At 59.2% G+C, this 23,147-nt stretch carries 22 protein-coding genes and 2 tRNA genes; 22 read left to right on the plus strand and 2 right to left on the minus strand.

Translation table 11 applies throughout. From position 1 onward, the window contains the following. The first annotated feature begins 208 nt into the window (after positions 1-208). The 4 genes from lon (at position 209) to K1W69_RS05080 (ending at position 6,207) form a co-directional block, all read left to right on the plus strand. Positions 209-2,617, plus strand: a complete 2,409-nt coding sequence (gene lon, locus K1W69_RS05065; protein ID WP_220227842.1) for an endopeptidase La — start codon at positions 209-211, stop codon at positions 2,615-2,617. Between the two features lie 207 nt (positions 2,618-2,824). After that, entirely contained in the window at positions 2,825-3,100 is a 276-nt protein-coding gene (gene hupB / locus K1W69_RS05070; RefSeq protein ID WP_220227231.1) for a DNA-binding protein HupB, read from the plus strand. A 91-nt stretch (positions 3,101-3,191) separates the two neighbouring features. Beyond that, entirely contained in the window at positions 3,192-4,691 is a 1,500-nt protein-coding gene (locus K1W69_RS05075; RefSeq protein WP_220227232.1) for an NCS1 family nucleobase:cation symporter-1, read from the plus strand. Between the two features lie 118 nt (positions 4,692-4,809). Continuing rightward, complete coding sequence (locus K1W69_RS05080) at positions 4,810-6,207, plus strand: MATE family efflux transporter (RefSeq protein ID WP_220227233.1); 1,398 nt, start codon at positions 4,810-4,812, stop codon at positions 6,205-6,207. Between the two features lie 6 nt (positions 6,208-6,213). On the opposite strand, the gene K1W69_RS05085 is transcribed toward K1W69_RS05080, so the two are convergent. Next, the gene (locus K1W69_RS05085) at positions 6,214-7,497 is read right to left on the minus strand and encodes an MFS transporter (protein ID WP_220227234.1); all 1,284 of its coding nucleotides are present in this window, start codon (positions 7,495-7,497) and stop codon (positions 6,214-6,216) included. Between the two features lie 142 nt (positions 7,498-7,639). Further along, positions 7,640-7,715: transfer RNA gene (locus tag K1W69_RS05090), tRNA-Val, on the minus strand. Positions 7,716-7,926: 211 nt separating this feature from the next. Here K1W69_RS05090 and K1W69_RS05095 point away from each other — a divergent pair. From K1W69_RS05095 to K1W69_RS05180, 18 genes are all read left to right on the plus strand, one after another. Beyond that, positions 7,927-8,003 (plus strand) — tRNA-Asp (locus K1W69_RS05095). 183 nt (positions 8,004-8,186) lie between these two features. Next, the gene (locus K1W69_RS05100; protein ID WP_220227235.1) at positions 8,187-8,591 is read left to right on the plus strand and encodes a ceramidase domain-containing protein; all 405 of its coding nucleotides are present in this window, start codon (positions 8,187-8,189) and stop codon (positions 8,589-8,591) included. After that, the gene (locus K1W69_RS05105; protein ID WP_220227236.1) at positions 8,588-8,842 is read left to right on the plus strand and encodes a hypothetical protein; all 255 of its coding nucleotides are present in this window, start codon (positions 8,588-8,590) and stop codon (positions 8,840-8,842) included. The genes K1W69_RS05100 and K1W69_RS05105 overlap by 4 nt, the downstream gene beginning before the upstream one ends. Positions 8,843-9,094: 252 nt before the next feature. Then, positions 9,095-9,460: an NADH-quinone oxidoreductase subunit A gene (locus K1W69_RS05110; protein ID WP_220227237.1), complete on the plus strand. Its 366-nt coding sequence runs from the start codon at positions 9,095-9,097 to the stop codon at positions 9,458-9,460. Continuing rightward, positions 9,451-10,032, plus strand: a complete 582-nt coding sequence (locus tag K1W69_RS05115; RefSeq protein WP_220227238.1) for a NuoB/complex I 20 kDa subunit family protein — start codon at positions 9,451-9,453, stop codon at positions 10,030-10,032. The genes K1W69_RS05110 and K1W69_RS05115 overlap by 10 nt, the downstream gene beginning before the upstream one ends. Before the next feature lie 21 nt (positions 10,033-10,053). Continuing rightward, on the plus strand, positions 10,054-10,656 hold the full coding sequence (locus K1W69_RS05120; protein ID WP_220227239.1) for an NADH-quinone oxidoreductase subunit C: 603 nt from the start codon (positions 10,054-10,056) through the stop codon (positions 10,654-10,656). A 16-nt stretch (positions 10,657-10,672) separates the two neighbouring features. After that, positions 10,673-11,125 (plus strand): GFA family protein, encoded by a 453-nt coding sequence (locus tag K1W69_RS05125; protein ID WP_258570811.1) that lies wholly within the window; start codon positions 10,673-10,675, stop codon positions 11,123-11,125. Further along, positions 11,126-12,316, plus strand: coding sequence for an NADH-quinone oxidoreductase subunit D (locus K1W69_RS05130; protein ID WP_220227240.1), 1,191 nt, complete (start codon positions 11,126-11,128; stop codon positions 12,314-12,316). Continuing rightward, entirely contained in the window at positions 12,316-12,573 is a 258-nt protein-coding gene (locus tag K1W69_RS05135) for a hypothetical protein (RefSeq protein WP_258570812.1), read from the plus strand. Before K1W69_RS05130 ends, K1W69_RS05135 begins: the two co-directional genes overlap by 1 nt. A gap of 2 nt (positions 12,574-12,575) precedes the next feature. Beyond that, positions 12,576-13,556, plus strand: coding sequence for an NADH-quinone oxidoreductase subunit NuoE (gene nuoE / locus K1W69_RS05140; protein WP_220227241.1), 981 nt, complete (start codon positions 12,576-12,578; stop codon positions 13,554-13,556). A 20-nt stretch (positions 13,557-13,576) separates the two neighbouring features. After that, positions 13,577-14,878, plus strand: coding sequence for an NADH-quinone oxidoreductase subunit NuoF (gene nuoF, locus K1W69_RS05145; protein WP_220227242.1), 1,302 nt, complete (start codon positions 13,577-13,579; stop codon positions 14,876-14,878). Positions 14,879-14,915: 37 nt separating this feature from the next. Next, positions 14,916-16,997: an NADH-quinone oxidoreductase subunit NuoG gene (gene nuoG, locus K1W69_RS05150; protein WP_220227243.1), complete on the plus strand. Its 2,082-nt coding sequence runs from the start codon at positions 14,916-14,918 to the stop codon at positions 16,995-16,997. Between the two features lie 15 nt (positions 16,998-17,012). After that, on the plus strand, positions 17,013-18,059 hold the full coding sequence (gene nuoH, locus K1W69_RS05155; RefSeq protein ID WP_220227244.1) for an NADH-quinone oxidoreductase subunit NuoH: 1,047 nt from the start codon (positions 17,013-17,015) through the stop codon (positions 18,057-18,059). A 17-nt stretch (positions 18,060-18,076) separates the two neighbouring features. Next, positions 18,077-18,565, plus strand: coding sequence for an NADH-quinone oxidoreductase subunit NuoI (gene nuoI, locus K1W69_RS05160; RefSeq protein WP_220227245.1), 489 nt, complete (start codon positions 18,077-18,079; stop codon positions 18,563-18,565). A 133-nt stretch (positions 18,566-18,698) separates the two neighbouring features. After that, the gene (locus K1W69_RS05165) at positions 18,699-19,313 is read left to right on the plus strand and encodes an NADH-quinone oxidoreductase subunit J (protein WP_220227246.1); all 615 of its coding nucleotides are present in this window, start codon (positions 18,699-18,701) and stop codon (positions 19,311-19,313) included. Between the two features lie 18 nt (positions 19,314-19,331). Continuing rightward, positions 19,332-19,640 (plus strand): NADH-quinone oxidoreductase subunit NuoK, encoded by a 309-nt coding sequence (gene nuoK / locus K1W69_RS05170; protein ID WP_220227247.1) that lies wholly within the window; start codon positions 19,332-19,334, stop codon positions 19,638-19,640. A gap of 6 nt (positions 19,641-19,646) precedes the next feature. Next, on the plus strand, positions 19,647-21,632 hold the full coding sequence (gene nuoL, locus K1W69_RS05175) for an NADH-quinone oxidoreductase subunit L (protein ID WP_220227248.1): 1,986 nt from the start codon (positions 19,647-19,649) through the stop codon (positions 21,630-21,632). A 2-nt stretch (positions 21,633-21,634) separates the two neighbouring features. Continuing rightward, positions 21,635-23,146, plus strand: coding sequence for an NADH-quinone oxidoreductase subunit M (locus K1W69_RS05180; protein ID WP_220227845.1), 1,512 nt, complete (start codon positions 21,635-21,637; stop codon positions 23,144-23,146). The last annotated feature ends 1 nt before the right edge of the window (position 23,147 follow it).

Below are 23,147 nucleotides of genomic sequence, written 5' to 3' on the forward strand. Positions count from 1 at the left end.
TTCCGACGCCGGCTCCGGCTCCCTATATACATGATACACTGGGACGATTCGTCCTGTGGATGCATTGCAGCTATTTGGCTATTGCCCTGTTTCAGGCTTGAAACCTCCTGCCGAAAACTCCAATTAGCAGGCAAGTGACGCGTCAAATGCGCCGGGCTCATCCGGGCGGGCGTAACTATCGCGGTCGAAAGGAAACAAGATGAATGAAATGACCACTCAGCATGGCGAGACGACGACCTATCCGGTATTGCCGTTGCGCGATATCGTCGTCTTCCCGCACATGATCGTTCCGCTTTTTGTCGGCAGGGAAAAGTCCATTCGCGCGCTGGAAGAAGTGATGGGCGCAGACAAGCAGATCCTGCTTGCGACCCAGATCAATGCTGGCGACGATGATCCGAAGGCCGAGGAAATCTATGAGGTCGGCACAATCGCCAATGTGCTGCAGCTTCTCAAGCTGCCGGACGGAACGGTGAAGGTTCTCGTCGAAGGCAAGGACCGCGCGAAAGTCACGGCCTACACCCGCACAGACGAGTTCTATGAGGCGGCCGCCGAGGTTATGTCCGAACCGGAAGAAGATCCGGTCGAAAACGAGGCCCTGTCGCGCTCCGTCGTCTCCGAGTTCGAAAACTACGTAAAGCTGAACAAGAAGATCTCGCCGGAAGTGGTGGGCGCCGCCAGCCAGATCGACGATTACTCGAAACTGGCCGACACGGTCGCTTCGCACCTGTCGATCAAAATTCCTGAAAAGCAGGAGATGCTGGCGACTGTCAGCGTCAAGGAACGCCTTGAGCGCGCCCTCGGCTTCATGGAAGGGGAGATCTCCGTTCTGCAGGTGGAGAAGCGCATCCGTTCGCGCGTCAAGCGCCAGATGGAGAAGACCCAGCGCGAATACTACCTCAACGAACAGATGAAGGCGATCCAGAAGGAACTCGGCGACGGCGAAGACGGCCGCGACGAGATGTCCGAACTGGAAGAGCGCATCACGAAGACCAAGCTTTCGAAGGAAGCGCGCGAGAAGGCCGACGCCGAACTGAAGAAGCTCAAGCAGATGAGCCCGATGTCGGCGGAAGCAACCGTCGTGCGCAACTATCTCGACTGGCTGCTCGGAATTCCGTGGGGCAAGAAATCGCGGATCAAGGTCGATCTGAACAAGGCCGACGACATTCTCGAAACCGATCACTACGGTCTGGAGAAGGTCAAGGAACGCATCCTTGAATATCTCGCCGTGCAGAGCCGTTCGAACAAGATCAAGGGGCCGATCCTGTGCCTCGTCGGACCGCCCGGCGTCGGCAAGACGTCGCTCGCCAAGTCGATCGCCAAGGCGACCGGTCGCGAATATGTGCGCATGGCGCTCGGCGGCGTTCGCGACGAAGCCGAAATCCGCGGTCACCGACGCACCTATATCGGTTCGATGCCCGGCAAGGTCATCCAGTCGATGAAGAAGGCGAAGAAGGCCAATCCGCTGTTCCTGTTCGACGAGATCGACAAGATGGGCGCCGATTTCCGCGGCGATCCGTCCTCGGCCTTGCTCGAAGTGCTCGATCCGGAACAGAACTCGACCTTCATGGACCACTATCTCGAGGTGGAATACGATCTGTCGAACGTCATGTTCATCACTACGGCGAACACGCTGAACATCCCGGCGCCGCTGATGGACCGCATGGAGATCATCCGGATCGCCGGCTACACCGAAGACGAAAAGCTGGAGATCGCCAAGCGGCACCTGTTGCCGAAGGCGGTTCGCGATCACGCGCTTCAGAAGAACGAGTTCTCGGTCACTGACGACGCGTTGCGGCAGATCATTCGCCGTTACACGCGTGAAGCAGGCGTCCGCAACTTCGAAAGGGAACTGAAGTCTCTTGCCCGCAAGGTCGTGACGAAGATCCTGAAGGATGGCGTCAAATCGGTGGATGTGACGGCGGATAACCTGTCCGATTATCTCGGCGTTCCGCGTTTCCGTTACGGCGAAGCCGAACTGGACAACCAGATCGGCGTTGTGACTGGCCTCGCATGGACCGAGGTGGGCGGCGAACTGCTGACCATCGAAGGCGTCATGATGCCCGGCAAGGGCAAGATGACCGTCACCGGCAACCTGCGTGACGTGATGAAGGAGTCGATCTCCGCCGCCGCCTCCTACGTGCGCTCGCGCGCCGTCGATTTCGGCATCGAACCGCCGATGTTCGACAAGCGCGACATCCACGTCCACGTGCCGGAAGGCGCAACGCCGAAGGACGGCCCGTCGGCCGGCGTCGCCATGGCGACTGCGATCGTGTCGATCATGACCGGCATCACCGTGCGCAAGGATGTCGCCATGACCGGCGAGATCACTTTGCGTGGTCGGGTCCTGCCGATTGGCGGCCTCAAGGAGAAGCTGCTTGCGGCGCTGCGTGGCGGAATCAAGACCGTTCTCATACCGGAAGAGAACGCCAAGGATCTGGCGGAAATTCCGGACAATGTGAAGAACGAAATGGAGATCATTCCGGTCTCGCAGATGAGCGAGGTTCTCGATCACGCTCTGACGGTGAAACCAGAGGCGATCGAATGGAAGGAGTCGCCTGAGCCGCCAATTGTCGGCGATGAAGGAAGCAAAGAATCAGGCGCTTCTGTTGCCCATTGATTCTTTTCGGATTTTCCGAATTCAAGCGTTGAGAGACGGGCGAAAGCCCGTCTCTACTGTTTTCAGGGTCTGAAAATTGCAAAAACTACCGGAAAACCGGCGTTTTTGCTTGTTTTACGACACGCAATCATTGTGATTTCGGCTTCATAAAGTACAATCCTGCCTGACTTGAAATGAGTCGTCTGACATATCGAAAGGGTTGGAAAAATGAACAAGAACGAACTGGTTGCTGCCGTTGCCGAAAAAGCGGGTTTGAGCAAAGCGGATGCCGGATCGGCGGTCGAGTCCGTGTTCGACACGATCACGTCCGAACTGAAATCTGGCGGTGATGTTCGTCTGGTGGGATTCGGAAACTTCTCGGTCACGCACCGCGACGCTTCGAAGGGCCGCAATCCGATGACCGGCGCAGAAGTTGATATTCCGGCGCGCAACGTGCCGAAGTTCTCGGCTGGCAAGGGGCTGAAGGACGCGGTCAACAGCTAGTTGCCCTGCACTTAAAACAGTGCTTTTTAGGCCCGGCCCTTGCGCCGGGCTTTGTTTTGTCTGGAGGCGGGTGGATGACGGGGATAGTCCGGTGAGTGCGCGTTCTGAGGTGATCTCTCGCCCCACCGGTTGCGACGACAGTCTCTGGAATCCCGATTTCGCGCCAACGAGTCCTGAAGAACGTACCTGGACCTGGCTGAGCTTCGCCTGGCTCTGGGTTGGTCTGGTCGTCAACATTGCAGCCTATATGACCGCCTCCAGCCTGATGGCCCAGGGTTTGACCTGGTGGCAGGCGATACTGGCCGTGCTGGTCGGCAATTCCATTCTTGTGGCGCCGCTCGTGCTGATCGGCCGCATGGGAGTTCTCTACCGCGTCCCGTTTCCTGTGTTGTTGCGCTCTTCCTTCGGCACGATCGGCGCCAGGCTGCCGGCTATGCTGCGCGCCGTCGTCGCCTGCGGGTGGTTCGGCATCCAGACCTGGATCGGAGGCTCGGCGATCTACGCCATCGCAAAGATCCTGTTTCCCGCCGCTGTCGAACCGTTCTCTACAATGATTATGCCGGTGGTCGGACTTGATCCCATCGCGTTCGGCTCGTTTCTCGCATTCTGGGGCGTGCACGTCTTCTTCATCGCCAAGGGCGTCGAATCGATACGCTGGCTGGAAACCTTAGCCGGACCTTTGCTGCTTACAGGCGGGCTGGCGGCGTTGGCGTGGGTCTATGTCTCGTTCGGCAGTTTCGGAAAGATCCTCGAAACGTCGCAACAATTCATTAAACCGGGCGAACATTCATTCTGGATGATCTTCGGGACCGCCGTCACGGCCGTTGTCGGTGGATGGGCTACTCTGGCGCTCAATATTCCGGACTTCACGCGCTTCGCCAGGAGCGGCAGGGACCAGGTCATTGGCCAGGCGCTGGGATTGCCGCTGCCGGCCATGCTCCTGGCTTTCATCGGGGTTGTGGTGACGTCCGCTTCCTATCTGGCGCTTGGCAAGGTCATCTGGAATCCTGTTACGCTGGCCGGTGAACTCGAAGGCTGGCTGACGGTGGTCCTGTTGTCCTTCCTGATCATCGCCACGATCACAACCAACATTGCGGCCAACGTCGTGTCGCCGTCGAATGATTTCTCCAACCTCGCCCCGGGTCGCATCTCCTTCAGGATGGGCGGATACATCACGGTGGTCATCGGAGTCCTGATGTTTCCCTGGAAGCTGATGGCAAGCGCTAACGCCTACATTTTCGTGTGGCTCATAGCCTATGGAGCGCTTCTCGGTCCCATCGCCGGCGTCATGATCTCGGACTTCTATCTGGTTCGGAGGGGCAGGATCGCCGCGGACGATCTGTTCCTGAAGGACGGATGTTATCGATACCGAAACGGATGGAACCTCAGCGGCGTCGCGGCCCTCGTCATTGGCGTGGCGCCTTGTTTACCCGGTTTTCTGCACGCCGTGGGTCTGTGGTCGGATTGTCCGGACTATCTGACTACGATCTACGATTATTCCTGGTTTGTCGGTTTCTTCGTCGCCTTTGTGGTCTATCCGCTCCTGATGGGCGTCTCCAGGTCGCAACGCCGCCATCCAGTCGCGCCATGAGGCTAGTCAACGACACGGGCGGTTGAATCCGTCTGCGGTGGATTTACTTATGCCTGTCGTTTTTGTATGGCTTGCCGCCTTTGTAGAGCGACAAGACTTTTCGACATTCTGGTGAACCATGAAAACCGCGACCGATCATTCGGGCCCCGCCGCCCCCGTTGCGCTTTCCTGGTCGAGCCAGATCCGGGCGACGCTTGCGCTTGGCCTGCCATTGATCGGCGCGCAGCTCGCCCACATGGCCATCAACGTTACCGACACTGTCATGATCGGATGGCTGGGCGCAGAGGAACTGGCGGCCGGCGTGCTCGGCGCCCAGGTGTTTTTCCTCTTTTTCATTCTGGGGACGGGATTCGGGCTGGCGGCCATGCCGCTTGCCGCTCAGGCCCACGGACGCGACGATGTGCGCGGTCTTCGCCGTGCGATCCGCATGGGCATGTGGGTCATCCTGCTGCTCGGCGCGATATCGATGATCCCGCTCTGGTTTACCGGCAGTGGTTTCATTGCGCTGGGACAGGAGCCCCATGTGGCGAAGATGGCGCAGGATTATGTGCGCGTAGCGCAGTGGGCTCTGTTTCCTGCTCTTCTCATGACGGTGCTGCGCTCCTATCTCAGCGCTCTTGAGAAGGCGCACGTCGTCCTGTGGGCGACTGTGCTCGGCGCCCTGGCGAATGCGTTGTTCAACTACATGTTCATTTTCGGCAATTTTGGCGCGCCGCGCTTGGAGATTGTCGGCGCAGCCGTCGCTTCGCTCGGAACGACGACCATAACCTTCGTCGCGCTTCTTATCTATTGCGTTAAGAAAAAGGAACTGGAGCGTTACGAACTGCTGGTCCGGTTCTGGCGGCCGGACTGGCGCGCCTTCTTCGAATTGCTGCGTCTTGGCTGGCCAATCAGCGCAACCATCATGGCGGAAGTTGGCCTGTTTGCGGCCGCAGCCGTCATGGTGGGATGGCTCGGCGCCATCGAGCTCGCCGCCCACGGCATCGCTCTCCAGCTCGCCGGCATCGCCTTCATGGTGCCGCTCGGGCTTTCCAACGCCGCCACGGTTCGTATCGGTCAGGCCTATGGCCGCAAGGACTGGACCGGCCTTGGCCAGGCCGGGCGCGTTGCGGTCGGCCTGTCGATCGTCGCCACCCTGACGTCCGCCTCCCTGTTCTGGCTTTTCCCGGATACGCTGATTGGCTGGTACCTCGACAGTAACAATCCGGACTCAGCCGCAGTTCTGCGCCATGGGGCGCCGCTGCTGGCGATCGCCGCGGCGTTTCAGGTGGCGGACGGTCTGCAGGCTGTCGGGAGCGGCCTTTTGCGCGGTCTCAATGACACGAAGATCCCGATGTTCATTGCGGTGACCAGTTACTGGATCGTTGGCCTTCCGCTCGGATATCTGTTCGGATTCGTCATGGGGTACGGAGCAGAGGGCGTCTGGTGGGGCCTCGCTTCCGGACTCGTTCTTGCAGCGTTGCTGATGAACTGGCGTTTTGCCGCGCGTCGACGCCTCGGCCTCGTCGAAGTTTGATTGTCGCTACTTGAGTTCCGGACCGAGGCGTCTCGCGTCCCGGTCCGGATGATGAAACACCACGATCCCGATTACGGACGAAGCGGCGAGCGCCGTGATCAGCCAGAATGCCGGCCGGAAATCTCCCGTGATTTCGAGAGCATATCCGGTGATGACGGGCGCCAGGAAGCCGGAGGCCGCGAAGAAAATGGTCATGATGCCCATAGCTGTGCCCGCGACCCGCGGAACGAGATCGGCGATGACGGCGTAGTAGGCTGCGTTCGCAGCCATGGAGGCGGCGACTGCGACCGTGATGCCGGCGACAGCGACCACGATGTTGCTGGAAAGCGCAACCGGTATGATCGCCAGCGCCGCGACCAGTTGCGTGCCTGCGATCTGATAGCTGCGCGCCAGTCTCAGGCTCGACGTTCGTTTGAGGATCGCATCGGACCAGCGGCCAAAGGCGATCAGCAAAACCGCAGCCGTCGCCCATGGCAGAAAGCTGACAAGGCCCACGCTGGAAAGATCGAGATCGTAGCTCTTGCGCAAATATTCAGGCAGCCAGGTCATGAAGAAAAACAGGTAGTAGCCGAAGACGAAATAGGCCCAGTAATTGGCCCACAGGGTAGGGGTTGTGAGAAGCGCCTTCCAGACATGAGCTCTGGGCGGCGATTGCGCCATGGGCGGCTCCTCACGGCCCGAATGGGCGATATGCTCTGCTTCCTCCGATCCTATGCGGTCCGATTCGGAAGGGTCGTTCGCATAGAAGACCAGCCAGAAGGGAAGCCAGATGAGGCTTGCGACGGCGAGGATGAAAAACATGGCGCGCCAGTCGAACATGCCGATCAGAAGGGTGACGAGTGGCGCGCCGATTGCGAGCGCGATCGGAACTGCGACAAGCGCCCCGCCAAGCGCCGTCGCCCGTTCCTGCGGCGGCAGCCATCGCGTAATGGCGCTCGTCGTCGTTGGAAAACTCGGCCCTTCGGCCAGCCCCAGCGCGGTGCGCGCGGCGTAAAGCATCAGGAAACCTGTTGCGGCGCCTGTCCAGCCGATGCTGACCGCCCAGGCGAGAACGGCGACAAAATAGGCCCGTTTGGCGCCGAATCTGTCAACCGCCATTCCTCCGAAAAGGGTGCTGATAATGTAGCCGATGCCGAATGCGCCGAGAATCAGGCCGATCTGGCTCGAGCTGAGATTATATTCGGACTGGATCCGATGCACTGCAAAGGAAATTGCGGAGCGGTCGATATAGTTGACCACGGTGACTGCGAAGAGCAGAAACACGACGAACCATCGATACCGGCCGGTCATGGCTTTTATCCCCCGAAACAATGCCTCGACGAAACCTAAGCGAGATGAGGGGCCGGCGCAATCCAGGCCACTGTTGCGCGTCGCCTGAGCAAAATTTCTTGCAAGGGCTGTCCTCCAAACTGCTGGTATACTGGAGGATTGATGGTGGGCGGTGAGAGGCTCGAACTCCCGACATCTTCGGTGTAAACGAAGCGCTCTACCAGCTGAGCTAACCGCCCCTGAGGAAAACTCCGCACCGTTTATGCGCTTCGGTGGACAAGTGCAAGAAAAAATCGATGTTCGCCTGGCTTTTGTGATGAAAAATCGGCCTTCGCCGAGCAAGTGGATTATTGTAACGAGAACGTCGCAATTCCTTCCGAACGCGCTTGACAGCTTGGGGGGAACGGCTTAATTGACCGCTCACGTTTCGCAGAGATGCGAGACAAAAGCGCGGGTGTAGCTCAGCTGGTTAGAGTGCCGGCCTGTCACGCCGGAGGTCGCGGGTTCGAGCCCCGTCACTCGCGCCATTTTCTTTCCCGGGTTGTTCCGGTCTCCCAAAAGAGCAAGAATACGTCGCGAGCGGTCTGAATGTCTGAACGACTTGACGGCGTTTTTACAAATCGCTTGGGATATCTGCGTTCAGTTGAATTGTAAAAAACAATGCCAAAACCTTCGATTAGGCATTGATATTCTCTCCAATCTGGCAGCTGATGAACGAACCTGTCGACAATTACTGTGAAAGGCTGGACGCCAGTTTCTGGTCCGAACCGCTGAACGCAGTCACCAATCTTGCTTTCATCATTGCGTGTGTTGCGTTGCTTTTTTTCTGGCGGCGCAACACGACCCGCTCCATGCCCGCGCTATTTCTCGCCGTTTGGATCGGGGTGATCGGCGTCGGATCCTTCCTGTTCCACACATTCGCTACGCGCTGGGCGCTCGCCGCCGACAGTCTGCCGATCCTCATATTCATACTCGCCTATGTCTTTCTGGCGATGCGCGACTATCTCGGGCTGACGGCGTGGTTCTCCCTGTCGATGGTGGCCGTCTACATTGCGGCTTCTGCTGTCGCTACGCCGCTCCTGACGCCCATTGCCGGTTCCTCAACGGCTACATGACCGCCTTGATCGCGATGGTCGTCGTTGCTGCGCTTGTGCGCGGCAAAGACCGTCCGGTGAGCAACGGACTTTTTGTCACAGCCCTGGTGTTCTGCGTCTCGATCGGCTTTCGGATAATCGATCTGCCGCTCTGCGAGACCGTGGCGATGGGCACGCACTTCATGTGGCATATTCTCAATGCGGTCGTCCTCTACGGGCTCGCAAGGATATATATTGACAGTCGGGAGAGAGCGGTCGCGTTGGCGTCGTAGCCGCGAGGCCATTGAAAACGGGACCCGCTCTCATATTTGTCCGGTCGCGTGGGGTTAGCGTGTTCGGCCGCAGGCCGTGCCGTCCTCGATACCTCTCGGTCGTTCCGGATTGTACGTTGTGGAACGCGTCCGCAGGTCGTAGTATTTTGCAGTGCAAACGGACTGATGCGTTGACTGGACTGACTGATTGTGTAAACCGACACCTTAGAACCATTCGCGATAGAGCGGCTCGCGAAAGTGTTAGGAAATATGATGACCGAACTTCTCAGCTCATATCTGCCGATTGTTGTATTCATTGGAATTAGCCTGGTCATTGGAGCCGCTTTGCTCGTTGCTCCTTTCATCATCGCCTTCAAGGCGCCCGACTCGGAAAAGCTTTCCGCCTATGAATGCGGATTCAATGCCTTCGACGATGCGCGGATGAAATTCGACATAAGATTCTACCTTGTCGCGATCCTGTTCATCATCTTCGATCTGGAAGTCGCGTTCCTGTTTCCCTGGGCGGTTTCCTTTGATGGAATCGGCTGGTTCGGTTTCTGGTCGATGATGATCTTCCTCGGTATCCTCACGGTCGGCTTCGCCTATGAGTGGAGAAAGGGAGCGCTGGAATGGGAGTAGGCGACACCATGTCGACGCTTGTTGCACCGCAACCGAAAGGCATTATCGATCCGTCTACGGGCAAGCCGGTTGGCGCCAATGATCCGTTCTATGGCGAAATCAACAATGAGCTCGCCGACAAGGGTTTCCTCGTCACCTCTGCTGACGAATTGATCAAATGGTCCCGCACCGGATCGCTGATGTGGATGACCTTCGGACTTGCCTGCTGCGCGGTTGAGATGATGCAGATGTCAATGCCGCGCTACGATGGCGAGCGCTTCGGTTTCGCGCCGCGCGCGTCTCCGCGCCAGTCGGACGTCATGATTGTCGCCGGCACGTTGACAAACAAGATGGCGCCCGCGCTCCGCAAGGTCTACGACCAGATGCCGGAGCCGCGTTACGTTATTTCCATGGGATCGTGCGCCAATGGCGGCGGTTACTACCATTATTCCTATTCCGTCGTTCGCGGCTGCGATCGCGTTGTGCCGATAGACATCTATGTGCCTGGTTGCCCGCCAACCGCCGAAGCGCTGCTCTACGGCGTGCTGCTGTTGCAGAAGAAGATCCGACGCACCGGAACGATAGAGCGCTAGGGGCCCAAGAAAGGCTGTTGCATGAGTGAAGCGTTGCAAGAACTTGCCGCCTACATCACCGAACGCAAGGACGGTGCGGTTATGTCGCACGAGGTCCGCTTCGGTGAGTTGACGCTTGTTTCCGACACGGCGCACATCATCCGTTTGCTGACCTTCCTTCACGATGATTCCCAGTGCCAGTTCATCAATTTCACCGACATTTGCGGCGTCGACTGGCCGGGTCGCGAGAAGCGGTTCGATGTTGTCTACCATCTGATGTCGCCGCGTCAGAACATGCGCATCCGCGTCAAGGTTCCGGTTGGAGAAGACGAGACAATTCCGTCGGCCACAGGCGTCTTTCCGGGCGCAGACTGGTTCGAGCGCGAAGCCTATGATCTTTACGGCATCCTGTTTACCGGACACCCGGACCTGCGTCGCATCCTGACGGACTACGGATTCGACGGACATCCGCTGCGCAAGGATTTCCCGACGACCGGCTTCGTGGAAGTGCGGTACGACGAGGAGGTCAAGCGTGTCGTCTACGAACCAGTGCAGTTGCGACAGGAATTCCGGAACTTTGATTTTCTGTCTCCCTGGGAGAATGCCGAATACATTCTGCCGGGCGACGAAAAGGCCAGTGAATAAGAGCTTCTGATCGATCATGAGCGAAACACAGGATATCGGCGCACAGCAAAGCCTGAAGGGGCGGTGCCTTTGTGGCTCCGTGCAGTTCACGGCGGCTCCGCGGTCGCATGATATGAGCGCGTGTCACTGCGTCATGTGCCGTCGCTGGTCCGCCGGTCCTTTTCTGGCGGTCGATTGCGGCGACACCGTGCGTTATGTTTCCGACGATGGCTTGGCGTTTTATAAGTCGTCGGAATGGGGCGAGCGCGGTTTCTGCAGGCATTGCGGAACGTCGCTGATCTGGAAGATGCAGGGGCGTCCCGAATGCCATGTTTCGACACAGGCCTTTGATGACGCGGCCGGTTTTACGTTGACTTCAGAAATCTTTGTGGACGAGAAGCCTGAAGGTTACGCCTTCGCCGGCGACATTGAGAAGATGACAGGCGCGGAGGTGATCGCGGCCTTCATGAAAGAACAGGAAGGCGCGTAGATGAACGAGCATAATGTACGCAACTTCAACATCAACTTCGGCCCGCAGCATCCTGCCGCGCATGGTGTTTTGCGTCTTGTCCTCGAGCTCGACGGCGAAGTGGTGGAGCGCGTCGATCCGCATATTGGCCTCCTGCACCGCGGCACCGAGAAGCTGATCGAAACGAAAACCTATCTGCAGGCCGTGCCTTATTTCGACCGGCTCGACTATGTCGCGCCGATGAATCAGGAGCACGCCTTCGCGATTGCCGTCGAACGTCTCATCGACGTCGAAGTCCCGATCCGCGGACAATTGATACGGGTTCTCTACAGCGAGATCGGGCGCATCCTTTCGCACCTGCTCAACGTGACGACCCAAGCCATGGACGTCGGCGCGCTGACGCCGCCGCTCTGGGGTTTCGAGGAACGCGAAAAGCTGATGGTCTTCTACGAGCGGGCTTGCGGCGCGCGCATGCATTCGGCCTATTTCCGGCCGGGCGGCGTTCATCAGGACCTGCCTGCTGATCTTGTCGAGGACATCGGCAAGTGGTGCGATCCGTTCCTGAAGGTCTGCGACGATATCGAGGGTCTGCTCACCGACAACCGCATCTTCAAGCAGCGCAATGTCGATATCGGCGTGGTCAAGCTCGACGACGCCTGGGCCTGGGGCTTCTCCGGCGTCATGGTGCGCGGTTCGGGAGCGGCCTGGGATCTGCGCCGCGCGCAGCCCTACGAGTGCTACAACGACATGGAATTCGAAATTCCGATCGGCAAGAACGGCGACTGCTACGACCGCTATCTCATTCGCATGGAAGAGATGCGCCAGTCGGTCAAGATCATGAAGCAGTGCGTCGAGCGGCTGTTCAGCACCGAGCGGACAGGACCGGTGTCTTCCACGGACGGAAAGATCGTACCGCCGAAACGCGGCCAGATGAAACGCTCGATGGAAGCGCTGATCCATCATTTCAAGCTTTATACCGAGGGCTTCCACGTGCCGGAAGGCGAGGTTTACGCCTGCGTCGAGGCGCCCAAGGGCGAATTCGGCGTCTACCTTGTGTCCGACGGCGGCAACAAACCCTATCGCTGCAAGATCAAGGCGCCGGGCTACGCCCATCTCCAGGCAATGGATTTCCTTTGCAGGGGCCACATGCTGGCGGACGTTTCGGCTATTCTCGGTTCGCTTGACATCGTCTTCGGGGAAGTTGATCGCTGATGCTACGGTTCGCCATGCCGATGCTGCTTTTGATCACGGTCGCGATGGCGGCGGTTTCGCCGGCGCGCGCGCAAGATTCCGGCGGGGCGATCACCAACATGAAGACCCTGATACAGAGCGGGTTCGATATAAAGGCAGCCGCCCCGAACGGCGACAAATTTGTTGTATTCCTGCAGCGGGAGCGGGAAGCCTACGCCTGCGAGTTCGTGACGCTTACCGTGTCACGTTGCGGCGCTATAAATAATGAGGCCAATTGAGTATGTCCGTTCGCCGTCTTGCAGAAGATGATGTCCAGCCCGCGGCTTTCCGCTTCAACGAGGACAACGCCGCCTGGGCGCAGCAAACCATCGGCAAGTATCCGCAGGGCCGTCAGCAGTCCGCTATAATCCCGCTTTTAATGCGCGCGCAGGAGCAGGAAGGCTGGGTCACGAAAGCTGCGATCGAGTCCATCGCGGATATGTTGGAAATGCCCTATATCCGCGCCCTCGAGGTCGCGACCTTCTACACCCAGTTTCAGCTGAAGCCGGTCGGCACGAAGGCCCACATCCAGGTCTGCGGCACCACGCCCTGCATGCTGCGCGGCTCCGAAGAACTCATCAGGGTTTGTCGCAATAAAATCAATTCACAGCCATTCGAGACGAACGAGGCCGGCTCACTCTCATGGGAAGAGGTCGAGTGCCAGGGCGCGTGCGTCAACGCGCCCATGGTCATGATCTTCAAGGACGCCTATGAGGACCTGACGCCGGAACAGCTCGCCGACATCATCGACAAGTTCGAGGCTGGCGAAGGCGACAGCGTATCGCCCGGACCGCAAAACGGCCGGCATCTCTCGGCCCCGATCAGCGGCCTGAAGACGCTTCTCGACGAAGACAAACCGGTCGCTGCGAAGAAGACTTCGACGCAAAAAAAGACGCTGGCGTCCAAGCCTGCGGCGGCCGCCGAGGAAGCGCCGGTTCAGGACGACGCCAACAGGCCTCAAGGCATCGAAAAGCCGGAAGACGCCGACAATCTGAGACTGATATCCGGCGTCGGGCCGAAAATCGAAGGTCTCCTGCACTCGCTTGGAATCTACAAGTGGGAGCAGATCACCAAATGGACGAAGGAAGAGCGCGACTGGGTCGATGGATATCTGAAGTTCAAGGGACGCATCGAACGCGAAGACTGGGTCAAACAGGCCGAGGCGCTGGCAAAGGGCGGCGCCGAGGAATATGAACGCGTCTTCGGAAAGAAGCCGAGATAGGGCCGGGTAGGGAATGAGTGATGCTCAAGGATAAAGACCGCATCTTTACCAATATTTACGGCCTGAAGGACAAGAGCCTGAAGGGCGCGATGGCGCGCGGCCACTGGGACGACACCAAAGGCCTCATCGAAAAGGGCCGCGACTGGATCATCGCCGAGATGAAGACCTCGGGCCTGCGCGGTCGCGGCGGCGCGGGCTTCCCGACCGGCCTCAAATGGTCCTTCATGCCGAAGGAAACGGACGGACGGCCGCATTATCTGGTCGTCAACGCCGACGAATCCGAACCCGGCACCTGCAAGGACCGGGAAATCATGCGCAACGATCCGCATACGCTGATCGAGGGCTGCGTGATCGCCAGCTTCGCGATGAGCGCCCACACGGCCTACATCTACATTCGCGGCGAATACATGCGCGAACGCGAGGCGCTGCAGAAGGCGATCGACGAGTGCTACGACGCCGGAATCCTCGGCAAGAACAACAAATGCGGTTGGGACATGGACGTTTTCGTCCATCACGGCGCCGGCGCTTATATTTGCGGCGAAGAAACCGCGCTGCTGGAAAGCCTCGAAGGCAAGAAGGGCCAGCCGCGCCTCAAGCCGCCGTTCCCGGCCAATGTCGGCCTCTATGGCTGCCCGACCACCGTGAACAACGTCGAATCGATCGCAGTGGCGCCGACGATCCTGCGGCGCGGCGGCGCCTGGTTCGCCGGCTTCGGACGTCCGAACAACGCTGGCACCAAGCTCTTCTGCGTATCCGGACATGTCAACGAACCGGCGACCTTCGAAGAGGAAATGTCGGTCCCGTTCCGTGAACTGATCGACAAGCACTGCGGCGGCATTCGCGGCGGTTGGGACAATCTTCTGGCGGTCATTCCGGGCGGTTCGTCGGTTCCGGTGGTGCCCGCCGAGGAGATCATCGACTGTCCGATGGATTTCGACAGCCTTCGCGACCTCAAATCGGGTCTCGGAACGGCTGCGGTCATCGTGATGGACAAGTCGACCGACATCGTGAAGGCGATCGCCCGCCTGTCGCATTTCTACAAACACGAAAGCTGCGGACAGTGCACGCCCTGCCGGGAAGGAACCGGCTGGATGTGGCGGGTGATGGAGCGCATGGTCGTCGGCAACGCCCGCAAGGAAGAGATCGACATGCTGCTGCAGGTCACCAAGCAGGTTGAGGGTCACACCATCTGCGCGCTCGGCGACGCGGCGGCGTGGCCCATTCAGGGGCTGATCCGGCATTACAGACCGGAGATGGAAAGACGTATCGACGAATTTACGCGCAACGCTGGCGGGACGTCGGTGCTTGAAGCGGCGGAATAGGAAAGACAGGGCGGGACACCGCGGAACTGGACTTGAGATGGCAAAGATCAAGGTCGACGGAAACGAAATAGAGGTGCCGGACCACTACACGCTTCTCCAGGCGTGTGAGGAGGCGGGCTCGCAGGTGCCGCGTTTCTGCTTCCATGAGCGGCTTTCGATTGCGGGCAACTGCCGCATGTGCCTCGTTGAGGTGAAGGGCGGTCCGCCAAAGCCTGCGGCGTCCTGCGCCATGGGCGTGCGCGATCTTCGCCCGGGCCCGGAAGGGCAGCCGCCGGAAGTCTTCACCAACACCCCGATGGTCAAGAAAGCCCGTGAAGGCGTGATGGAGTTCCTGCTCATCAATCATCCGCTGGACTGCCCGATCTGCGACCAGGGCGGCGAATGCGACCTGCAAGACCAGGCGATGGCCTTTGGCGTGGATTCCTCGCGATTCCACGAAAACAAGCGCGCCGTGGAAGACAAATATATCGGCCCGCTGGTCAAGACGATCATGAACCGTTGCATTCACTGCACGCGCTGCGTTCGCTTCACGACGGAAGTTGCGGGCATTTCAGAACTCGGGTTGATCGGCCGTGGCGAGGACGCGGAAATCACGACCTATCTCGAGCACGCCATGACGTCGGAAATGCAGGGCAATGTCGTGGATCTTTGCCCGGTCGGCGCCCTCACATCCAAGCCCTACGCCTTCATGGCGCGGCCCTGGGAGCTCACGAAAACCGAGACCATCGACGTGATGGACGCCTGCGGATCGGCCATTCGCGTGGACACGCGCGGTCGCGAGGTCATGCGCATCCTGCCGCGGATAAATGAAGCCATCAATGAAGAATGGATTTCCGACAAGACGCGATATGTCGCCGATGGTTTGCGCACGCAGCGTCTCGACCGTCCATTCGTGCGCGTGGACGGCAAATTGAAGGGTGCAAGCTGGCCCGAAGCTTTCAACGCGATCAAGCAGGCTGTAGACGCCGCGACGCCGGAGAAGATCGGCGCGATTGCCGGCGATCTTGCGGCCTGCGAGGAAATGTTCGCCCTGAAGCAATTGATGCAGTCTCTGGGATCGGCCAATATCGATTGCCGCCAGGACGGCGCAAAGCTCGATCCGGCGAAGGGTCGGGCAAGCTACATCTTCAATCCCACCATTACGGGCATTGAGGACGCCGACGCGCTGCTGATCATCGGCGCCAATCCCCGTTTCGAGGCGACGGTGCTCAACGCGCGCATCCGCAAGCGCTGGCGCCTGGGCGACTTCCCGATCGGCGTGATCGGCGAGCAGACGGAGATGAGATACGAATATGAGTATCTCGGCGCCGGCCCGAAGTCGTTGGGCGAACTCGTTGCCGGAACAACAGATTTTGCTAAGACGCTGAAGGATGCGGAGCGGCCGATCATCATCGTCGGGCAGGGCGCTTTGACCCGGGCTGACGGTATGGCTGTCCTCGAACATGCAGCAAAGCTCGCCGTCGATGTCGGCGCGGTCACGGAAGACTGGAACGGTTTTGCAGTCCTGCACACTGCGGCGTCGCGCGTCGGCGGCCTCGATCTCGGTTTTGTCCCGGGCGAAGGCGGCGTCGGCGCGGCGGATATGCTCTCGGAAATGGACGTGCTCTTTCTGCTCGGCGCAGATGAAATGGACATGTCGCATCGGCAGTCCGGCTTCACCGTCTATATCGGCAGTCACGGCGATGTTGGCGCGCATCACGCCGACGTCATTCTGCCGGCTGCGACCTATACGGAAAAAGCCGGCACCTATGTCAATACGGAAGGCCGCGTTCAGATGGGCGTTCGCGCCGGATTTGCGCCGGGTGAGGCAAAGGAAGACTGGGCCATCCTGCGCGCGCTTTCCGATGTGCTGGGCAAGACGCTTCCGTTCAATTCGCTTGGTGAATTGCGGCTCCAGCTTTATGCGGCGCACCCGCATCTGGCGGTGGAGGACGCCGTAGAACCCGGATCGAACGAAGATATCGCCGCGCTCGCCTCAACATCGGGTGATTTCGAGACGGCCGGCTTCGAATCGCCTATTGCGGATTTTTATCTGACCAATCCGATCGCCAGGGCTTCCGCCGTAATGGCGGAATGTTCGGCGCTGGCCCGAAGTGAAAGCGCCGTGGCGGCGGAATAGGACTAGAACAGGACAATGGAATCGTTTCTGACAAATTACGTGGTTCCGGCGCTGATCATGATCGGTCAGTCGCTGTTGCTGCTTGTCGTCCTTCTCATATTTATCGCCTATGTGCTCTACGCCGACCGCAAGGTCTGGGCGGCGGTGCAGATGCGTCGCGGCCCCAACGTCGTGGGCCCGTTTGGACTGCTCCAGTCCTTCGCCGACCTGTTGAAGTTCGTCTTCAAGGAGCCGGTCATTCCAGCCGGCGCCAACAAGGGCGTTTTTCTGCTTGCGCCGCTGGTTTCGGTAACGCTGGCGCTCGCCGCCTGGGCGGTCATTCCGGTCGCCGACGGCTGGGCGATCGCCTCGATCAATGTCGGCATTCTCTACGTCTTCGCGATCTCGTCGCTTGAAGTCTACGGCGTGATCATGGGCGGCTGGGCCTCCAACTCGAAATATCCGTTCCTCGGAGCGCTGCGCTCCGCCGCGCAAATGGTTTCCTACGAAGTGTCGATCGGCTTCGTCATCATCACGGTGCTCCTGTGCGTCGGTTCCCTGAACCTGACCGACATCGTGCTGTCGCAGCAGGACGGCCTCGGCACGATGCTGGGTTTGCCCAATACGTTCCTGGACTGGCACTGGCTCGCGCTGTTCCCGATGTTCATCGTGTTTTTCATTTCGGCTCTGGCTGAAACCAACCGTCCGCCGTTCGACCTGCCTGAGGCCGAATCCGAGCTGGTGGCCGGTTTCATGGTCGAGTACGGCTCGACGCCGTACATGATGTTCATGCTCGGCGAATACGCCGCCATCGTTCTTATGTGTGCGCTGACGACGATCCTGTTCCTCGGTGGATGGCTGCCCCCTGTCGATTTCTGGCTGATCAACTGGATCCCGGGCGTCTTCTGGTTCGTCCTCAAGGTGTGCCTGGTGTTCTTCATGTTCGCCATGGTCAAAGCCTTCGTCCCGCGATACCGCTATGACCAGCTCATGCGCCTTGGCTGGAAGGTCTTCCTCCCCATCTCGCTTGCCATGGTCGTTATCGTCGCCGCTGTTCTGAAACTCACCGGCTGGTCGGCCTGAATCGGGAGAATTGAAAAATGTCACTCGCCCAAGCCGCCAAATCCCTGTTCCTGAAGGAATTTGTAGAGGCGTTCTTCCTGTCGATGCGGTATTTCTTTGCGCCCAAGTCGACGTTGAACTATCCGTTCGAAAAGGGGCCGGTCAGTCCGCGTTTTCGCGGCGAACATGCGCTGCGCCGCTATCCGAACGGCGAAGAACGGTGTATTGCCTGCAAACTGTGCGAGGCCATCTGCCCGGCGCAGGCCATCACCATCGAGGCCGGTCCGCGCCGCAACGACGGCACCCGCCGCACGGTGCGCTACGACATCGACATGGTGAAATGTATTTATTGCGGTTTCTGCCAGGAGGCCTGTCCCGTTGACGCCATCGTCGAGGGGCCGAATTTCGAGTTTGCGACCGAAACGCGCGAGGAACTCTACTATGACAAGGAGAGGCTTCTTGCGAACGGCGACCGTTGGGAGCGCGAGATCGCGCGCAACATCGCCATGGATGCGCCCTACCGGTAAGCGTCCGCACATGGACTGTCCGCGTCGCGGCTGTCCGAAACGACAATTCTGAGGCCGGCGGGAACCGGCGAATTCGGGGATCCGGCGCATCACGCGCCGCGCACTCCGGGGGAAAGACAAAAAGGCACGGCTCATGGGTCTACAGGCTCTGTTTTTCTATCTGTTCTCTGCGATCATGATAGCGGCCGCATTGATGGTGGTGTTTTCACGCAACCCGGTGCATTCCGTGCTGTTTCTGATCCTGACGTTCTTCAACGCGGCCGCGCTCTTCCTTTTGACCGGCGCGGAATTTCTCGCGCTGATACTGGTCGTGGTCTATGTCGGCGCAGTGGCCGTGCTGTTCCTGTTCGTGGTCATGATGCTCGATATCGACTTCACCGAGTTGCGTTCGGGCGTCATGCGCTACGCCCCGGTCGGAACCTTGATTGGCATTGTGCTGTCGGCCGAACTGATCTTCGTCCTGGGCGGGAACGCCTTCAAGGTGGAGCCGGAGGCGGATCCCGTACAACCCATTCCCGATCTGAACGCGGTGTCGAACACACAGGCGCTGGGCGACGTCCTGTACACCGACTTTGTGCACCTGTTTCAGATTGCGGGCATGGTTTTGCTCGTCGCCATGATCGGCGCAATCGTGCTGACATTGCGACACAAGGAAGGCATAAAGCGGCAGGATATCGCCGCGCAGGTCGCGCGCTCTCCGGAAACCGCGGTTGAAGTTATTGACGTCAAGCCCGGACAGGGCGTCTAGGGGAGGGAACGAGGCAGCATGGAAATCGGACTTTCCCATTATCTGACGGTTGCGGCGGTCATGTTCACGATCGGCATTTTCGGCATTTTTCTCAATCGCCGGAACGTCATCATCATCCTGATGTCGATCGAACTCATCCTGCTTGCCGTCAATATCAATTTCGTGGCGTTTTCCGCCTATCTCAACGATCTGATGGGGCAGGTCTTCGCCCTGTTCGTCCTGACGGTCGCTGCTGCTGAAGCGGCTATCGGGCTCGCCATACTCGTCGTCTTCTACAGGAACCGGGGTTCCATCGCCGTGGAAGACGTCAACATGATGAAGGGCTGACCCCTAATGTATCACGCCATCGTTTTCCTGCCTCTAGTTGGTGCGATCATTGCCGGATTCTTCGGGCGATCCATAGGCGCCAAGGCCTCGGAATACATAACTTCCGGCATCATGATCTTCGTCGCTTTCCTGTCCTGGATCGCATTCTTCCAGGTGGCGCTCGGCCATGGGGAAATGATCCAGATCGATGTGCTGCAATGGATCCGCTCGGGAACCCTGTCCGTCGATTGGGCGCTGCGCGTCGACACGCTGACCGCCGTCATGCTCGTGGTCGTCAATACGGTGTCGTGCCTCGTGCATATCTATTCGATCGGCTACATGCACCACGATCCGCATCGGCCGCGCTTTTTCGCCTATCTCTCGCTCTTCACCTTCGCAATGCTCATGCTGGTCACGTCCGACAACCTGCTGCAGATGTTCTTCGGCTGGGAAGGCGTGGGGCTCGCGTCCTACCTGCTGATCGGCTTCTGGTTCAAGAAGCCGTCCGCCAACGCAGCCGCCATGAAAGCCTTCATCGTCAACCGCGTCGGCGACTTCGGCTTCGCGCTTGGCATCTTCGGCGTCTTTGTGATCTTCGGCTCGATTTCGTTCGACACGATTTTCGCCGGAGCGGCGCAATTCATGCCGGGCGAGGCGAGCGACACCGATCAGATCGTGCTTGAGTTCCTCGGCACGGGCTGGGACCGCGGTTCGGCGCTGACGGTCGTTTGTCTGCTTCTCTTTGTCGGCGCGATGGGTAAATCGGCGCAGTTCCTGCTCCATACGTGGTTGCCTGACGCCATGGAAGGCCCGACTCCGGTTTCGGCGCTCATCCACGCGGCAACGATGGTCACGGCGGGCGTTTTCATGGTGGCGCGCATGTCGCCGATCTTCGAGCTTTCCGTCACGGCCCTCACGTTCGTCACCATCATCGGCGCAATCACCGCCTTCTTCGCGGCGACGATCGGTCTCGTTCAGAACGACATCAAGCGCGTGATCGCCTACTCAACCTGTTCGCAGCTTGGCTACATGTTCGTCGCGCTCGGAATGGGGGCTTTCGGGGCGGGCATCTTCCACCTGTTCACCCACGCCTTCTTCAAGGCGCTGCTGTTTCTTGGCGCCGGTTCGGTCATTCACGCCGTGTCGGACGAGCAGGACATGCGCCGCATGGGCGGCTTGCGCAAACACATTCCGATCACCTACTGGATGATGATCATCGGAACGCTCGCGCTGACCGGCTTCGGCATTCCGTTCACGCCAATCGGCACATCGGGCTTCATATCCAAGGACATCATCATCGAGACCGCCTATGTCGGAACCAATCCAGCCGCCGGATTCGCCTTCATCATGGTTGTCGTCGCGGCGCTCTTTACGAGCTTCTACTCCTGGCGGCTGATCTTCCTGACGTTCCACGGCAAGCCGCGCGCCTCGGCCGATGTCATGCACCATGTGCACGAGTCGCCAATGGTCATGCTCGCGCCGCTGTTCGTGCTTGGTCTCGGCGCATTGTTCGCGGGCGTCATTTTCCAGGGCGATTTCTTCGGCCATCACTATGATGAGTTCTGGAAAGGGGCGCTGTTCACCTTGCCGGAAAACCACATCCTCGAGGAATTCCACCACGTTCCGGGCTGGGTGAAGTTCAGCCCGTTCCTGGCCATGGCGATCGGCTTTGGCATCGCCTGGTACTTCTATCTGCGCTCGCCGGAGACGCCGAAGCAACTCGCTTCGCAGTTCGAGATTCTCTACAAGTTCCTGCTCAACAAGTGGTACTTCGACGAAATCTACGATTTCCTCTTTGTCCGCTCGATCAAGAAACTCGGATATTTCCTCTGGAAGAAGGGCGACGGCTGGCTGATTGACGGCTTCGGGCCGGACGGCATCGCCGCCCGCGTTCAGGACATCACTCGGCGAACCGTGCGTCTGCAGACCGGTTATGTTTACCACTACGCCTTCGCCATGCTGCTCGGCGTGGCCGCGCTGTTGACTTGGATGATGCTCGGAGGAGCAGCGTGATGTTGACCGACTGGCCGATTCTTTCCATCACCACCTTCCTTCCGCTCGTTGGCGCGATCATCATTCTGCTGACGCCGGAAGATTCCGACTTCGGTCGACGCAATATCCGCAACGTTGCGCTGGTGACAACGGTCTTCACCTTCGTGTTCTCGGTGATTTTCGTCTGGGGCTCGTTCGACAGCAGCAGCGCCGATTTTCAGCTCGTCGAGAAGACGCCATGGCTTGGAACCGGCATCTCCTATTACATGGGCGTCGACGGTATTTCGATGCTGTTCGTCATCCTCACGACCTTCCTGATGCCGCTCTGCGTTCTGGCGAGCTGGAAGACGATCAATGTTCGCGTCAAGGCGTACATGGTTGCGTTCCTGCTTCTGGAGACGCTGGTCATCGGCGCGTTCTGCGCCCTCGACATCATCCTGTTCTACGTCTTCTTTGAAGGCGGCCTGATTCCGATGTTCATCATCATCGGCGTCTGGGGCGGTCCGCGCCGGATCTATGCGAGCTTCAAGTTTTTCCTGTACACGCTGGCCGGATCGGTGCTGATGCTGGTCGCCATCATGTACATGTACTGGAACGCCGGCACCACGGCGATCCCGGAAATGCTGGCGCATGATTTCCCACCGGAGGCGCAAACATGGCTATGGCTGGCTTTCTTCGCGTCCTTCGCGGTGAAGCTGCCGCTGTGGCCGGTCCACACCTGGCTTCCCGACGCCCACGTTGAGGCGCCCACCGCAGGCTCGGTGGTGCTCGCCGGCATCCTGCTGAAACTGGGTGGCTACGGGTTCATCCGCTTTTCGCTGGCGATGTTCCCGCTTGCTTCCGTCGACCTCTATCCGCTGATCTTCACGCTCTCGGTCATCGCCGTGATCTACGGCTCGCTCGTGGCGCTCATGCAGGACGACGTGAAGAAGTTGATCGCCTATTCCTCCGTCGCCCATATGGGCTACGTCAAGATGGGCATCTTTTCGGCCAACGAGCAGGGCCTTCAGGGCGCGCTCTTCACCATGCTCTCGCACGGCCTGGTGTCCGGCGCGCTGTTCCTGTGCGTCGGTGTGATCTACGACAGGCTGCACACACGCGAGATCGCCGCCTATGGCGGACTGGTCAACAACATGCCGAAATACGCCGCAGTGTTTATGGTTTTCACCATGGCCAACGTCGGCCTGCCGGGCACATCCGGCTTTATCGGGGAATTCCTCGTTCTGGTCGGCGTGTTCCAGGTCAACAGCTATATTGCGATCTTCGCGACCACAGGCGTCATCCTCTCGGCCGCCTATGCCCTGTGGCTCTATCGGCGAGTCATATTCGGCGCGCTGGAGAAGGAAAACCTGAAATCCATGCTCGACCTGTCCACCCGGGAGAAGATCATTCTCTACCCGATGGTCGCGTTGATCATCTTCTTCGGCGTATATCCGATGCCGGTGTTCGATATCACCGCTGCGTCGGTGGACGCCTTGCTCAACAATTATAATGCTGCGATCGAGGCCAGAAACGGCCTTGCGCTGGCGAACTGAT

The sequence above is a fragment of the Flavimaribacter sediminis genome, from assembly GCF_019492055.1.
Classification (GTDB): domain Bacteria; phylum Pseudomonadota; class Alphaproteobacteria; order Rhizobiales; family Rhizobiaceae; genus Flavimaribacter; species Flavimaribacter sediminis.